Source organism: Bacteriovorax stolpii (genome assembly GCF_002872415.1).
GTDB classification, from domain to species: Bacteria; Bdellovibrionota; Bacteriovoracia; order Bacteriovoracales; family Bacteriovoracaceae; genus Bacteriovorax; species Bacteriovorax stolpii.
In genome coordinates this window covers 360,267-373,515 of record NZ_CP025704.1, presented here as the reverse complement: position 1 = coordinate 373,515, position 13,249 = coordinate 360,267, and the positions used below count along the sequence as shown (strand labels likewise).

General features: G+C 37.0%; 13 protein-coding genes. 4 read left to right on the top strand and 9 right to left on the bottom strand.

Going from position 1 to position 13,249, the window contains the following annotated elements; translation table 11 throughout:
- Positions 1–27: 27 nt before the first annotated feature.
- From C0V70_RS01735 to C0V70_RS01720, 4 genes are all read right to left on the bottom strand, one after another.
- Positions 28–927, bottom strand: coding sequence for an NAD-dependent epimerase/dehydratase family protein (locus C0V70_RS01735; protein WP_102242140.1), 900 nt, complete (start codon positions 925–927; stop codon positions 28–30).
- A complete protein-coding gene (locus C0V70_RS01730) occupies positions 924–1,484 on the bottom strand; it encodes a sugar transferase (RefSeq protein WP_102242139.1) in 561 nt (186 codons plus the stop codon). Before C0V70_RS01730 ends, C0V70_RS01735 begins: the two co-directional genes overlap by 4 nt.
- A 29-nt stretch (positions 1,485–1,513) precedes the next feature.
- Complete coding sequence (locus C0V70_RS01725) at positions 1,514–2,395, bottom strand: hypothetical protein (RefSeq protein WP_133566675.1); 882 nt, start codon at positions 2,393–2,395, stop codon at positions 1,514–1,516.
- Between the two features lie 271 nt (positions 2,396–2,666).
- Positions 2,667–3,422, bottom strand: a complete 756-nt coding sequence (locus tag C0V70_RS01720; RefSeq protein WP_133566674.1) for a Wzz/FepE/Etk N-terminal domain-containing protein — start codon at positions 3,420–3,422, stop codon at positions 2,667–2,669.
- Positions 3,423–3,608: 186 nt separating this feature from the next.
- Between C0V70_RS01720 and C0V70_RS01715 the strand changes: the two genes are divergently transcribed.
- Genes C0V70_RS01715 through C0V70_RS01700 form a run of 4 tightly spaced genes read left to right on the top strand, consistent with a single transcriptional unit; the run spans position 3,609 to position 7,997 of the window.
- Positions 3,609–5,000: a capsular polysaccharide export protein, LipB/KpsS family gene (locus C0V70_RS01715; RefSeq protein ID WP_158649524.1), complete on the top strand. Its 1,392-nt coding sequence runs from the start codon at positions 3,609–3,611 to the stop codon at positions 4,998–5,000.
- Entirely contained in the window at positions 4,990–5,754 is a 765-nt protein-coding gene (locus tag C0V70_RS01710) for a glycosyltransferase family 2 protein (protein ID WP_102242135.1), read from the top strand. The genes C0V70_RS01715 and C0V70_RS01710 overlap by 11 nt, the downstream gene beginning before the upstream one ends.
- Positions 5,751–7,079: a hypothetical protein gene (locus tag C0V70_RS01705; RefSeq protein WP_102242134.1), complete on the top strand. Its 1,329-nt coding sequence runs from the start codon at positions 5,751–5,753 to the stop codon at positions 7,077–7,079. Before C0V70_RS01710 ends, C0V70_RS01705 begins: the two co-directional genes overlap by 4 nt.
- Before the next feature lie 3 nt (positions 7,080–7,082).
- Complete coding sequence (locus C0V70_RS01700) at positions 7,083–7,997, top strand: hypothetical protein (RefSeq protein ID WP_102242133.1); 915 nt, start codon at positions 7,083–7,085, stop codon at positions 7,995–7,997.
- Here C0V70_RS01700 and C0V70_RS01695 read toward each other — a convergent pair whose 3' ends face one another.
- Genes C0V70_RS01695 through C0V70_RS01675 form a run of 5 tightly spaced genes read right to left on the bottom strand, consistent with a single transcriptional unit; the run spans position 7,998 to position 13,249 of the window.
- A complete protein-coding gene (locus tag C0V70_RS01695; protein ID WP_102242132.1) occupies positions 7,998–9,398 on the bottom strand; it encodes a surface carbohydrate biosynthesis protein in 1,401 nt (466 codons plus the stop codon).
- Between the two features lies 1 nt (position 9,399).
- Positions 9,400–10,398: a hypothetical protein gene (locus C0V70_RS01690; protein ID WP_102242131.1), complete on the bottom strand. Its 999-nt coding sequence runs from the start codon at positions 10,396–10,398 to the stop codon at positions 9,400–9,402.
- 3 nt (positions 10,399–10,401) lie between these two features.
- Positions 10,402–11,700: a DegT/DnrJ/EryC1/StrS family aminotransferase gene (locus C0V70_RS01685; RefSeq protein WP_102242130.1), complete on the bottom strand. Its 1,299-nt coding sequence runs from the start codon at positions 11,698–11,700 to the stop codon at positions 10,402–10,404.
- Positions 11,701–11,702: 2 nt separating this feature from the next.
- Positions 11,703–12,695, bottom strand: a complete 993-nt coding sequence (locus C0V70_RS01680) for a Gfo/Idh/MocA family protein (protein ID WP_102242129.1) — start codon at positions 12,693–12,695, stop codon at positions 11,703–11,705.
- Positions 12,650–13,249 carry a GNAT family N-acetyltransferase gene (locus C0V70_RS01675; RefSeq protein ID WP_102242128.1) on the bottom strand — a complete coding sequence of 200 codons (600 nt, stop codon included), beginning with the start codon at positions 13,247–13,249 and terminating at the stop codon, positions 12,650–12,652. Before C0V70_RS01675 ends, C0V70_RS01680 begins: the two co-directional genes overlap by 46 nt.

Below are 13,249 nucleotides of genomic sequence, written 5' to 3'. Positions count from 1 at the left end.
AAGTTACTTCGCACTGCAGAGAACAGACTAAGGTTTAAGATCGTTAAACATCTTCCCTTGATCTATGGGCTTCGGCCAGTCAAAATCTTGTTCTATTTTCTCATTGGAAACCTGATAAGTTAAAACCAGTTTTTCATAGAGCTGTTTGCGACCGAAAATGCTTAGAAGAAACTTCAAAAGTCCGAGAGGGAATGGAATAATGAAACTTTTCCCACCTGTTGCAGTGTTTAATTTTCTTAAATACTGATTAAAACCGATTTTAAATGGATCTGAGAGTTCATAAGCATATGAATTACTTTTCAAGTTCTGTGATTGAATCATTGAAGCAATCGCAGATACTAAATTGAGTACATGAATGGCCGGCTTTTGGAAGGTCATGCTCCCAAATGGAATTGGCAAAGGATACTTTAATAGTTTTACCAGCCTTTCAAAATTACCCGGCGCATTGCGCCCGTAAACCATTGGGGGCCTGATAAATATCAACTTTACGTTTGAGCCCTGCTTCGTCTTGATAAGGGCAGCTTCGGCCATTTTTTTAGTTTCAGCATAAGCCTTGGTGTCCAGGACAATCCCCTTCTCTAAAAGAGAGACCGCGACACTACTCATGAAAATAAACTTTTCAAGAGACTTAGTCTTTAAAACCTCGAGCAATCTTGCTGGGTAATTAATGTTAATTTCATCCAACTGCGCCTGGTCATTAAAACCAAACTTATGAGCGATCGCTGCCAAGTGAACAACATCAGTGACATCATCGAAAAATTTTGAATCATAGTTATTAGAAATAAAATTCTGATAAGAAATAGAATCAGGAGAATGAGCTTCTCTGGAAATTGTTTTGATTTTGTAGTCTGCGTGCGTTTTTTTTAAGTAATCAACAAGGTGCTGACCGATAAAACCATTTGGACCAGTGATCAGTACAACTTTCAATGAGTAACTCCATCACTCTTTAGTACTTTAAAGGCTGTTAAAAAGATAATTTTAATATCAAAAACCAGTGATTGGTTTTTAAGATAATACTCATCAAACTGAACTTTTAATGGAATCGCGATTTCATCACGACCATTAATCTGTGCCCATCCAGTCACTCCCGGGCGAAGTAAATGAACACCACATTTTGTTCTCAACTCAATCAGGTCATCCTGGTTAAATAGAGCTGGTCTTGGACCAACGAAAGACATGTCACCCGTTAAAACCGACCAGAGCTGAGGAACTTCATCCAGGCTTGATTTGCGGAGGAATTTTCCAATTTTAGTAATGAACTCATCAGGGTTTTGCAATAAGTGTGTTGCAACCTGAGGAGTGTTTAGTTTCATGCTGCGGAATTTAGGCATTAGGAAAATTTGATTATTGGTGCCTACACGCTTTGACCAATAAAGAGCAGGTCCTCTGTCTTCCAATTTAATCAGAATCCAGATAACCAATAAGATTGGCAGGAAAAATGGAAGTATAATCAAGACAAGAAGAACATCAAATAATCTTTTCATGGGAGGAAATTCTGTCTAATTTTGTTCGCTTAGACAAGTTCCTTCTGCGAATTCTCTTTCGATATTAAAGCAGCCAATGAAATAAAAAGGTAGCCGATGGGAAAATAATCCAGAATACGGTTATTAAAGAAAGTCAGGATGAAAATTCCAAGTGCGATAATCACAAAATTTTTATACTGAGTGCTGATAAAGACAGCTCTCAGGAGCATCACAACAAGCAGAGTCAAAAACGCTCCAAAACCAATCAGCCCAAAACTTAAAAAGTAAGTGATATATTGGCTATCGACAGCGTAATAGCTCAAATTGTTAAATTGCCCCCAAATAAAGCCTCCTCCGCGTTGATTGATGAAATCTAGGACCTGGTTAAAAATTTCAACTCGAAGGCTAACTGAATCCGATGAAGCTTCGCTCTCGCTCAATCCGAAGTTACCAAGAACTGCATATAATTTATTGGCGAGAAATCCACCTTTTAAAATCACATACTCAATTAATAATAAACACATGAGTGCCAGAATAGAGAAAACAATAAGCTTTCTGAGAAGTCCCTTAGAAAATAAAATACCAAAACAGAAAATGGCTCCCATGATAAGAATCATGAAAAGAGCATTGCTTAAAACAACTCCAATTACCAACGAAGAAATCATAAAAAATTTAAACTTTTGAGCCATTGAATTTTGGATAAATAATAAATAAATCAGACAGAAATTGCAGGCAAAAGCAAAAGAACTTGGATTTCCCATTCCTCCGACAAGTGATCCCTCAGGCCACAATGGTGCTACTTTAAGGACTTTGAGTAAAAAAATATCGAACCATACATGTGCTGTCAGAATCACTGATAAGAATTTGTACGAAAGTAAAATCTTATCCTGAGAAACAACAGAGCAAAGCCAGACATAAGGAATTACAAACATGAAAAAATTTAAGAAAAGCTTATCTTCAAAACCATAGGCAACACTACCTATAAAATATAACACTCCGAGAACAATCATGAAAAAGATGCTGATTAGATCATAAGAATTTAGTGAAAAATTTCTGGAATAAACTCCGAAACATAAAAGACCGAGAGAGAGAAACTTTAAAATTGAAGCTAAGTTTTTTGTGCTTTCAAAATGGGCTAAAAAATAGACACTGAAGGCAATTCCAACAAAGGCCATCAGCAAGTATTTGAACGAAAAATTCTCTTTAAGCATTCTTATTTCTTGTTACCAGATAATTGAAAATAACAACAATCATCGTCGCCCCTAAACTCAAAATAGCTGCCATAACGACTGCCAGTTTTGTCCTTGGAAATACACTTTCTTCTAACAGGTAAGCCTCACCAACTGTTCGAGTTGAAAATGAGTACTTGGGTGAAAAACCCGCCACTAACACATTTCTCTTATCAGTAAGTTTAGACTTATTGGCCAAAAGATCTTTTAGGATTGTTTCCGTATTAAGCGTTTTTACACCGCGTGTGTATTTTTGAATTTCATTTGCCAATTCCGCTAACTCTTCATCAGTTTTAACAAGTTCATTTTTATTAATAGCAAGTGTTGCTTCAGCAACAGATGCATGATGAAGCTGAATCTTTTCAAAGGCCTTCATCGCTATACTCTTGACTGCATTTTTATCAGTAGAAGTGACTTGAAGATTAATAATGTTATTGTCTAAATTTTGAACTTTAGCCAATATCGCTGCCTCTGACGCATCAAGAATGGAGTCTTTAAATGAAGGATTATTAATGCGAACGATTGTCAGACCCATTGTTTCGATACTGGATTCTGGACCTGTTTGCCCAATTTGAATAAAAACTCCACCTCTCCATTGAGGTTTAATAGCTAGAGTTATGGCGAATACCATAAAGGAAATAACAACAGGCGCAAGAAAAATAATTTTCCATCGCTGTTGAATTATAGAAAGTAGTTCATTCAGGGTAATTTCATTTCTAGGATTTATCATTCTTTTCTCGAACTCATGACTTAATAAGTAATGCTTAGTATTCAATTATTTCATCAAGCAAGAGTCAACAAACGCAGGGTCATTTATAGGTTAGCTTTTTCCATAAAAGTTCATTTGTTACTTTCCAAAGCAGGAATTCTGTCTAAAATTGTCAACTTATACAATAGGCAAATTCCCGGAGCTCTCTTGCACTTAACTTTTACAACGCTCGCCGTTAACCAAACTCAATATTTTCTTGCTCTTTGTCTCGAACTAGAAAAACAAGGATACACCACCAGCATTATTTCTTTTCATGAAGAAAGTAACAAAATGATTAGCGATGCCGGTATTAAAGTTTTTAATGTTTTTGAAAGTTACAGATCTGAAAAAGAAAAAAACTTAAACATTGAAAATGAATTCACTGACCTTTTAAAAAAATACAACATCGAATGTCCTAATATTTTATTAAGTCATGAAAAAGTTACTTTTTTAATTCAAGATTCACTCAAGCTTAAAGAGAAATTTGTGCTTTACTTTAAAGCACTTGAAAAAATTTTTACAGAATTAAAAAGCAAACATCAAGGTAATGTTGTTCTCTTCCAGGAGCTCGGTGGATTTGCCTCGATTGTTTCTTCATTCTACGTGGCCCGTGGGATGGGATATGACAATATTTACTTTGAACCATCGTTCTTTAAAGGAAGAATGTTCTTTGTAAAAAATACTTTTGAATCTTACAAAGTTATTGAAGATTTTAATAAGCAAATTGAGCCAACGGTTCTTTCATATCTTCAGAATGCACGTACGAACAAAACCATCGTGATTCCGAAGAAAGATGCAAGCCACTACCAGCATCCAATTAGAAAGATCATCAACACTCACAACATTAAAAGACTTTTCCAAAAACTGGTTTCGAAATATTTTACGAACCAAAAAGAAGAGTTCAACTATATTGGAAGCTTTGTGTACAGACACGTTAGAATGCTTACCAATAGATTTCTTTTTACCAAGTACTACCAGTCAATTCCTTCAGGGAAATTTGTCTACTACCCTTTCCATGTACCGATGGATGTTGCACTTACAGTTCGCGCCCCTCTTTTTGTTGATCAGTATTACCTGATTGATTACATTTCAAGAAATATCCCAAATGGCTACTCTCTTGCCATTAAAGAACACCCGGCGATGATCGGTGTTGTTGAATACAGAAGGATTAAAGATCTTCTTTCACGCAATGATAATATTGTTTTCCTAAACCCTGACATCAACAATCACGAAGTCATGACTAGAATGGATCTGTTATTAACAGTAAACTCTAAAACCGGTGCAGAAAGCTTAATGCAAGGTAGGAAAGTTATTTGTCTTGGAGATGCTTTTTACAACAAATCAAAATCAGTTCGTTTTGTTGATAATATCGACAATCTTTACAAGCATATCAATACGGCTATTGCCGGAGATGCTCCAAAGATTGATGATATCAATGTTTTCTTTAACTCAACTTACTCTCAAACTCATATTGGAGAACTATACTACTGTGCTGCTGAAAACATCACTCAAAGTTCGAACTCAATCTCTAACTATGTAAAAGTAAACTATGGAAAATAATTTAGTCTCGATCATTACACCGGCCTACGGTACTGAACGTTTCATTGCAGAAACAATTGAATCTGTCATCGCGCAAACTTACCCTCATTGGGAGCTTTTAATTGCTGATGACTGCTCACCTGACAATCTCGCGTCGGTTGTAAAAAGCTACGCTGAAAAAGATCCGCGTGTAAAATACCTGCGCATGGAAAAGAACGGTGGTCCGGCCAATGCTCGTAACTTGTCTTTAAAAAATGCAAAGGGAAAATATATTGCTTTCCTTGATAGTGATGATCTTTGGCATCCTGAGAAATTAGAAAAACAAATTTCTTTCATGCAGAAGAATGATTACGCCTTCACTTATACCTCGTACCAGAGAATAAAAATGGAAGGGGAAAAGTATCCTTTCATCAATCATGTACCTGAAAAGATTACTTACTCGGGACTGCTGAAGAACACAGTTATCTCAACACTTACGGTAATCCTAGATAAATCTAAAATTAATAATATTCAAATGACTCCAGGCTGGGGATATGACGATTATGTTCTATGGCTGGAAATTTTAAAAACCGGAATTGATGCTCATGGCCTGAATGAAAATCTGGCCCTGTATCGTGTGATGGAGCAGTCTGTTTCAAGTAATAAGCCTAGGGCCTTAAAATGGGTATGGCATATTTATCGTAAGCAACAAAAGATCAATCCAGTAATGTCACTATTCTACATTACAAATTTTTCACTAAATGCGTTTATAAAAAGAGTTGAATTTAATAAATGAAGTTATTGTTAAAAAGCCAGTACTCTATTGCCTATATTTTATGGGCGATCTTCTTTGGGGCCTACCTGCTTTACCCAGGCAAAGTGAACCCATTCAGCATGACAGGCTTTTATCTTACATTATTCTTCTGCCTATTTTTTCTACTCTTCAATAAACTTCAATTTAAGAATGTTTTAAAAAATGAAACGACTTTTACAATTCCACAGGAAAAATTAAATCAGTTAAACCTGATATTTTTAATCATCTCCTCTATTGGGCTCGGTTTGCACTTGTGGGATAAAATTGGGTTGCGCGGTTACAACTATTTTTCTTGTATTGATGTCAGAGAATTATGGCTAGCAGATGGAGCAACTCGCAAAAGTGGCGTTTCATCATGGCAAAGTGCCTTCGGACACATTCTGGTATTCTTCTCGGTTTTCCCGGTTATCTTCTCTGACTTAAAAGAAAAAGCTGGAAAGGCCTTCTTCTCACTTTCATGTATCATCTTTATCATTTACTGCTGGACGATTGTTTCCAGATCCAGCTTGCTTGCCTATTCAATAATGTGTATCGCCTCTTTCCATCATTTTTATGTAATTGGCTATATTTCAAGAAAAGAATTCTTCAAGAAGTTTGTTACTCTTTTTTCACTCTTATTGCTGTTTGTTGTTCTGACTTTTTCTAAAAAAATTGCCTGTGCCAACATTGAGTCAACTGCTGAGTTTGTAGAAGGATCAATGAGAGAGCATAAACTTAGCTTCGAAGTTATTGGTGGAAAACTCGGGCCATATCCGGTTCAGGCAATTGATTCGGTTCTAAATCCGGTTTTTAAAGCTATTAAAAATACCGTAGAGCTGCCTGATTCAATGTTTCAAGGAAACAACAAATCTGCTTATGTTTCAAATGCCATTCCACTCTATATTGGAAATGGGATTAACAATTTCACTCAAGTCGCCAATAAAAATATTGATCATGATTATAAATTTATCTTCAATCCTTTTATCGGGATTACAAACCGACTACTCGGTTCCACTGTTATTGAAGTGAGTGACCTGAGAAGAACCTTCACTCAAGGCTTTATCAATTATCCAGGGGCCGTTTACCTGACTTTCGGCAAATGGGGAATTCTATTTTTCCCTCTTATTATCGGGGTAGTATTAAGATTTTTATACATCTACTCATCAGGTAACATTTTGCTTATCCCATTAGTGAGCTTTCTTCAGAGTTTCGCTATTCTGGCCCCGTTAACCAATCTAACCAGCAACATGTCTACGCCTTTCCTATTTTTTGCCTCTATAGTAGTAACGATCATTTCATTTTTAATGAAAATAAAATCACGCAGGTAATTTATGATTCTTAGAAAGATCAAAACGTTTTTCAAAACAAACAAATTGAGACTTCTTATTATTTTACTTCATAGATCATTCTTAAGTTATTACATCAAAAAATTTCTAAAATTCCAGCACGCAAAACTAGTTGAAGCGAGAGCAAGACTTTCAGGGAGGCTAGAGCTTTCACCTACAGAAAAGCTGACCGCTGAAAACTTAAAGCAAAATGGTTTTGTTGATGTGACGTCATATTTCTCAAATGAGGACATGCTTTTACTGGAAAGCAAGACACTAGATCTCGATAAAAAAATTTCAGAAATCAATAATGTCACTTATCATAAAAAATTTTGGTCTAGAATGACTGATGCTGATTCTGATTCTGGGAACGTTAACAACATCATCAATCGTATTGCACTTAATCACTCCATCCTGAAAGTCTTACATCATTATTTTTCAGCTCCGGCCTTCATGGATTATTCGATTGTGACAAAATCAGTTTATTCCGGTGAAAAGTATCAGATCTCCCAGCTTTGGCACCAGGATAAAGATGATAATGAAATGACCAAACTATTTATTTATATTAATGACGTTACCGACTTAAACGGACCCTTTACTCTTCTTAATAAAAAATCATCAGGAAAGATCCCTACTTCTTTTTTAAGAAATCACATCGAAGATGATTTTATTTTCAAAAGAATTAATCAGAGTGAAGTTCTTAATCTAAAAGGAAAAAAGTTTACTGCTTTTCTTGTTGATACCAGCAAATGTTTTCATATGGGCAGTAGGATCTCTACTCCCGGACAGTTCCGTTATATGCTGACGGCAACTTTCATTACACTGCCTTCGATCTATCCATGGCAGGTTACCGACAAATATACAAATGTTGAAGGGCTTCCAGTGCTTGAGAAGCTGGCAGTTAACCAGCTTCCCAATTAATTACATAATGATTGAGTTTCCAGGATATTCATCCTGATACTTCTCAGGTTGAACCGGCTGGAACTTGTTATTTGAATGAATTGATTTTACCCAAAGATTTGCATCGTGATCTGTAATGCGCTTGTCTTCCTTAAGCCACTTAGAAGATCTCTTCTTTTCAAGTTCCCATAGTTGACTGCGCATGATCCCCATTTTTCCAGCCGTCCATGCCATGTTATAAACTTGAGATTTTAAATTTCCTCTCTGGCTGTAAGCTGAATATAGAAACTCACGGCACTTCTTCACGTCGGCCTTAGAGTTTCCAATTGAATTTAAAATTCCTTTGGCGACTCTCACATGGGACTTACCATCAATCTCACTCAACCATTTAGAAATAACTTCATTTTTATCGTTATCAGACGGCAAAAATTCTTTTGCGGCTTCAGGATTCTTCTCGATTGCATCCAATGCACTCTTTAGTTCTTCAAAGCTATTGCATTTATAACTCACGCGCTCAGCATCCGGAGCATTCGCTGATGTTGGAACCCACAGAGTAGAAAAAGCTGGTTTATTGGCAATAACAGCTTCAATCGCTGTCGTACAATGTCTGTGGATAACAGCAATTGAGTGAGAAATCCACGGTGTGATATTTCCGTTCAAATGAACTTCGGCCTTTTTTAATCCTGCTTTTTCAAATAGGTCTTTATATGTTTTTTGGTTTTCATGTGGGTGAGGTCTTAAAACTAGTCCGATATCAGTTTCTTTTTCAATTCTTCCGGCAAGTTTTACGTTCTCTTCAATCGACTGCTTACCAAGCTGGTAGTGCATTTCGATTTCATCGTCTTTAAGCCCCATCTGGCGGTAAAGATTTTTTTCTTCTTCCACTGAAAGATACTTTGGATTCGCAACTGCAACTTTAGTGTTTAAAAGCACCATATGCTTTTTTTCAAGAATACTCTGAGGAAGAAAATTATTTTCAAAACCTCTAAAAGATTCATGATAAAAATCAAAGCGAGGAAGTCCTACAATATCATTTGAGCAGCCAAGGTCGTACTTATTCCATACTTCCTCCATCTTTTTTCCCCAAAGGAAATTGCAACTCAGCTTTTTATAAATCTCTTTATCATTTGAAAGAACTTTCTCATAAGCACCGAGGTCGCCATAAAAACCACCTTCTGTATCCAGAAGACCGTATTTAATATTGGCAGCGATAAGTTTCTGAATGAATTCCTGGTTATTCTTTCTAATATAGTTCAAAAGTACGAAGTCTGGAGCGATGGCAAAAATATCGAATTTCTGCGAGCTCATCGGCACAAGATAAACTTCAATATCTTTTTCCATGGTCTTTAGAGCATTCGCCACCAGGACACAACCGCCTAAGTCGCGGATTGGGTGATCAACAATAATTGCAATTTTTTTCATTTTATTTTCCTAAAAGCTTCAGCATGACTTCAACTGAGCCTTGTTTTTGTTCTTTTTTTGCCTCTGCTGTTTCAAAGGACTTCAGGATATTTTCATTAGTAACATTTTGTTCTTCGAAAACTTTAACGATTCTCGAATCTGAATCAATTCCATAAGAATCCGAATCATCTTTTTTTCCGACCTGTAGAGAGACAGTTGGAAGTCCTGCTGCTGCAGTTTCAACCAAAAGGATAGAAGTTAATCCGACAATTAAACCGGCCTCTTCCATTAAAGAATTTTTATCCCCGTTTTCTACAAAATCGACATCGCTTAATTCTGAAGGCGCAACAAACTTCATCCAATCACTTTTTGTATCAATTGGGTGAAGGAAAATTTTCAATTTCCAGTCTGAAGACAAAGTTTTTTTCAAGAGCTTAAAATTATGGAATTGAGAATACCCCTGAAATGAAGTTTGCCCGTCGTCTTCTCTCATTGGTTGAGAAATAAAAAAAGCGGTCTTGTTCCTCTTTTTTATTTCCTCAATAGTAAAAGATTTGCTGACTTCTAAGGCCGGTGATCCTGAGATCTTGGTCTTTTCTGCTAATGTTGGAAAAATGTCTACAAGTCTTTTTAGCGCAGTTTCATCAATAACCCATACCTGATCTGGTAAAGTCTTAACTTTATCGAATCTCTCAAGGAGATTGCACCATTGTTCAACGTAAGCAATTGTGCGGATATTGGCCAGATGAAGCCCTGCCCACAACTTTCCATCGTCTTCTGATTGAAGAGATGTTCCTGTGATGACAACTTGAGGTGAGCTCTTTTGAAAATGTGTAACGGCACCAGAAAACTCTGAGATTTTAGCAAACGCAAAGCCTTTTTTAGCACACATTTGTGCTGCCCTTTCGTAGGCCAAGACATCAACACTGACGCCTTCATCCTTCAATTTCTCAATCAAAGGAAGAAGTGCATTTGCTGTCCCGGCCTGCTTTAAAACAAATCCAACCTTAGACAGGTGCATTTTTTAGCCAATAAGCTCTTGTCTATTTTCATAGACCTTTTGCATAGCTCTTACCAGGTCTTGAATATCATTCTCTGAAACCGCTTCTCTTACAATTGGTGAGTAGAATAATTCCTTCTCGTACATTCTCTCAACTACCGGACAAAGTCCTTTATCGTAGTTGTATTTAACACCTTGGTTGTAATTGAATGGGAATCCTTTTGACCCAAGAGCAATTTGTTTTTGGTAAATCTGATTTAGGTACAACGGTCTGATGTAACCTTGAACAAGTGTTACCTGCTCTGGCTCTTTTGGAGCTGGAAGTTCTGCAATAACGGCATTAACAAATTTATCGCGTGAAACACCAACCACTTGTTCATCAAACTTAAATGCATAAACATAAAAAGCATGTGTACAGTTAGCTTCGATAATCGGTGCACGAATACCTTCCATCCCCTGCAGTCCTTTTTTAATTACGTTGTGCAGTTTGTTTCTGTGGTCGATACATGTTTCAACATCATCCAGCTGTCCCATACCAATAGCGGCCTGGATTTCTGTCAGTCTGTAGTTTGATCCGATAGCATTAGTTAAGTCTTCGATGCCATAAGCTTCGATAACGTTTTCACCATGGTTTCTAATCATCTGGCAGCGTTGAGCGATGAAATCATTGTTTGTTACCAGAACTCCACCTTCACCAGTATGAATGTGTTTATGGTAGTTCAAACTGAATCCACCAACGTCTCCGATGGCCCCTACATATTTATCACCATACTTCACACCTGGAGCGTGAGCGGCATCTTCAATAACTCTCAAGTTATGTTTTTTAGCGATGGCCATAATAGCGTCCATGTTCGCCGGGTGACCGAATAAGTGAACCAGCATAATCGCTTTTGTTCTTGGAGTGATGGCCTTTTCAATTAGCTTCGGATCGATATTGAATGTGTCTGCTTCAATATCAACGAAAACTGGAATACCTCCATAGAAAAGAACAGCAGTCGTTGTTGCTGACATTGAGTAAGGAGGACAGATAACTTCATCCCCTGGCCCAACACCACAAGCACCAATTGCCGTCATAAGACCAGTTGTCCATGAGTTTGTTGTAATACAATTTTTAAAATTGTATTTCTGTGCCCATTTCTTTTCAAAGTTAAGAACTTGCTCTCCGCCTAAAAAGTATTTCCCAGGGCTTCCAAAGAAAAGAGAGATATCGCCTTTTTCCATTACGTCCGCAACGGCTTTTTTCTCACGCTCTCCCATTGTCTTTCTAATTTGAAAGTCTTGTGACCTGATTGGTGCTCCACCATTAATTGCTAATTTGCCCATTTTTATTTTTCCTTCGTTTCAATACTGCTATATAAATTTATTAAATTTTCAGTTATACCAAAATTTCTTTCTATGATTTCACTGGAAGCATTTTTTAAGTATTTTACCACTTCATCATACCCGCAGCTCATCGCCATCTCTAGTGGCACTTTTTGTTTTTCTGCCAGTGAAAGCACGTTGTATGCCGGATATAAGTCATCCGGTTTTAAAATATACTTTTCAATCGTTGCCCCAGAGTCCAGGATTCTTATTTTACCTCTAGTAAACAATAAATCGAATTCAAAAACAGAAAACAAATTATAGTTTGCTCCCAAGACATTGATTTTTTTTCCATGGGCCAGAACTGAAAAATTATAGGTTGGATCAAGTAATAATTGATCCTCAACCACATCCCCTAATCTCAGCTCGCTAACACCACCAAAGAGTAAAGACATCAAACTCAGGGCATGAGAGCCATTATTTTTTAATCCTTTAGCGTAATAACCAAAGCCTCCTTGAAATTCGCCGAATTTCCCCGACTCAATTTCTTTCGTAAGCTTTAAATACTCAGGACAAAAAGTTCTTGAGTAGTTAACGATGACTTTTATTTTTTGATCATTGGCGTACTTCATGAAGTTTTTAGCTTCAGTAAAACTATCAGCCAGAGGTTTTTCCGAGAAAAAGAATTTAATCCCTCTTTCTGCAAAAGTCTTAAGAGTTTCCAATCTCCCCATTGGAGGAGTGGCCAGAACGGCCAGATCTGTATTTTGAGCGTTCACACTTTCAAGATCACTGATAACTTGAGTTTTCCAGAAATGCGAAGCCTCTGCCGATCTCTCTGGATCGAGGTCATAGATGCCCGCTAAAGCGAGATCATTATTATTTAAGATTGATTTAATATGAGTACGAGAAATGTCTTTTTGCTCTCCGGGAACTTCATCCCAGCGGCTTCCGATATTTCCACACCCAATTAAAGAGCACTTAATTGTTTTGCTATGTAATCTTTCGATTTCCATTTTAGTAAGTTTTCCTCAAACTCTGCTCTTAATAGGCTCATTCTGACGATGTCAAAATACCTACCATTTCTAAATAGTTCGTTTCTTAGTGTCCCTTCTGTCTTGAAGCCACGGTCAGTATAAGACTTATGCGCTTTCTGGTTTTCAGAATTAACTCCCAACCATACTTTTTCCAGATTCAAAATTCTAAATCCGTAAGCAACAATCAATTCTGTTGCTTCAGCACCATATCCCTGCCCCCAATGAGCCTTACTTCCAATTAGGATTCTAAATTCTGCATGTCTTGCCATTGGGTTGATAGTATAAAGTCCAACGACACCGATATATTCATTTGTTTTAGCATCACAAATAGCCAGTACAACATCTGCTTGATTAAAAGAATAAGATTTATACTCGGCTTGAAGTTCGATTAAACTTCCAGGTCTTGATCCTCTGGCAAGATAACGAGTCACTTCTTTATCGTTAACCCATTTAACCATTTTTTCGCCATAATCTGACTCTGTCAGGCTTCTCAGGTAAACGCGATTTCCTTCAAGGTATTTTAATTCTTCCAT

What these genes read in the sequence shown, in the direction of transcription:
- C0V70_RS01730 (WP_102242139.1), bottom strand. Translation starts at nt 1,484, where the DNA reads ATGAAAAGATTATTTGATGTTCTTCTTGTCTTGATTATACTTCCATTT.
- C0V70_RS01725 (WP_133566675.1), bottom strand. Translation starts at nt 2,395, where the DNA reads ATGTTTGTAATTCCTTATGTCTGGCTTTGCTCTGTTGTTTCTCAGGAT.
- C0V70_RS01720 (WP_133566674.1), bottom strand. Translation starts at nt 3,422, where the DNA reads ATGATAAATCCTAGAAATGAAATTACCCTGAATGAACTACTTTCTATA.
- C0V70_RS01710 (WP_102242135.1), top strand. Translation starts at nt 4,990, where the DNA reads ATGGAAAATAATTTAGTCTCGATCATTACACCGGCCTACGGTACTGAA.
- C0V70_RS01705 (WP_102242134.1), top strand. Translation starts at nt 5,751, where the DNA reads ATGAAGTTATTGTTAAAAAGCCAGTACTCTATTGCCTATATTTTATGG.
- C0V70_RS01700 (WP_102242133.1), top strand. Translation starts at nt 7,083, where the DNA reads ATGATTCTTAGAAAGATCAAAACGTTTTTCAAAACAAACAAATTGAGA.
- C0V70_RS01695 (WP_102242132.1), bottom strand. Translation starts at nt 9,398, where the DNA reads ATGAAAAAAATTGCAATTATTGTTGATCACCCAATCCGCGACTTAGGC.
- C0V70_RS01690 (WP_102242131.1), bottom strand. Translation starts at nt 10,398, where the DNA reads ATGCACCTGTCTAAGGTTGGATTTGTTTTAAAGCAGGCCGGGACAGCA.
- C0V70_RS01685 (WP_102242130.1), bottom strand. Translation starts at nt 11,700, where the DNA reads ATGGGCAAATTAGCAATTAATGGTGGAGCACCAATCAGGTCACAAGAC.
- C0V70_RS01680 (WP_102242129.1), bottom strand. Translation starts at nt 12,695, where the DNA reads ATGGAAATCGAAAGATTACATAGCAAAACAATTAAGTGCTCTTTAATT.
- C0V70_RS01675 (WP_102242128.1), bottom strand. Translation starts at nt 13,249, where the DNA reads ATGGAAGAATTAAAATACCTTGAAGGAAATCGCGTTTACCTGAGAAGC.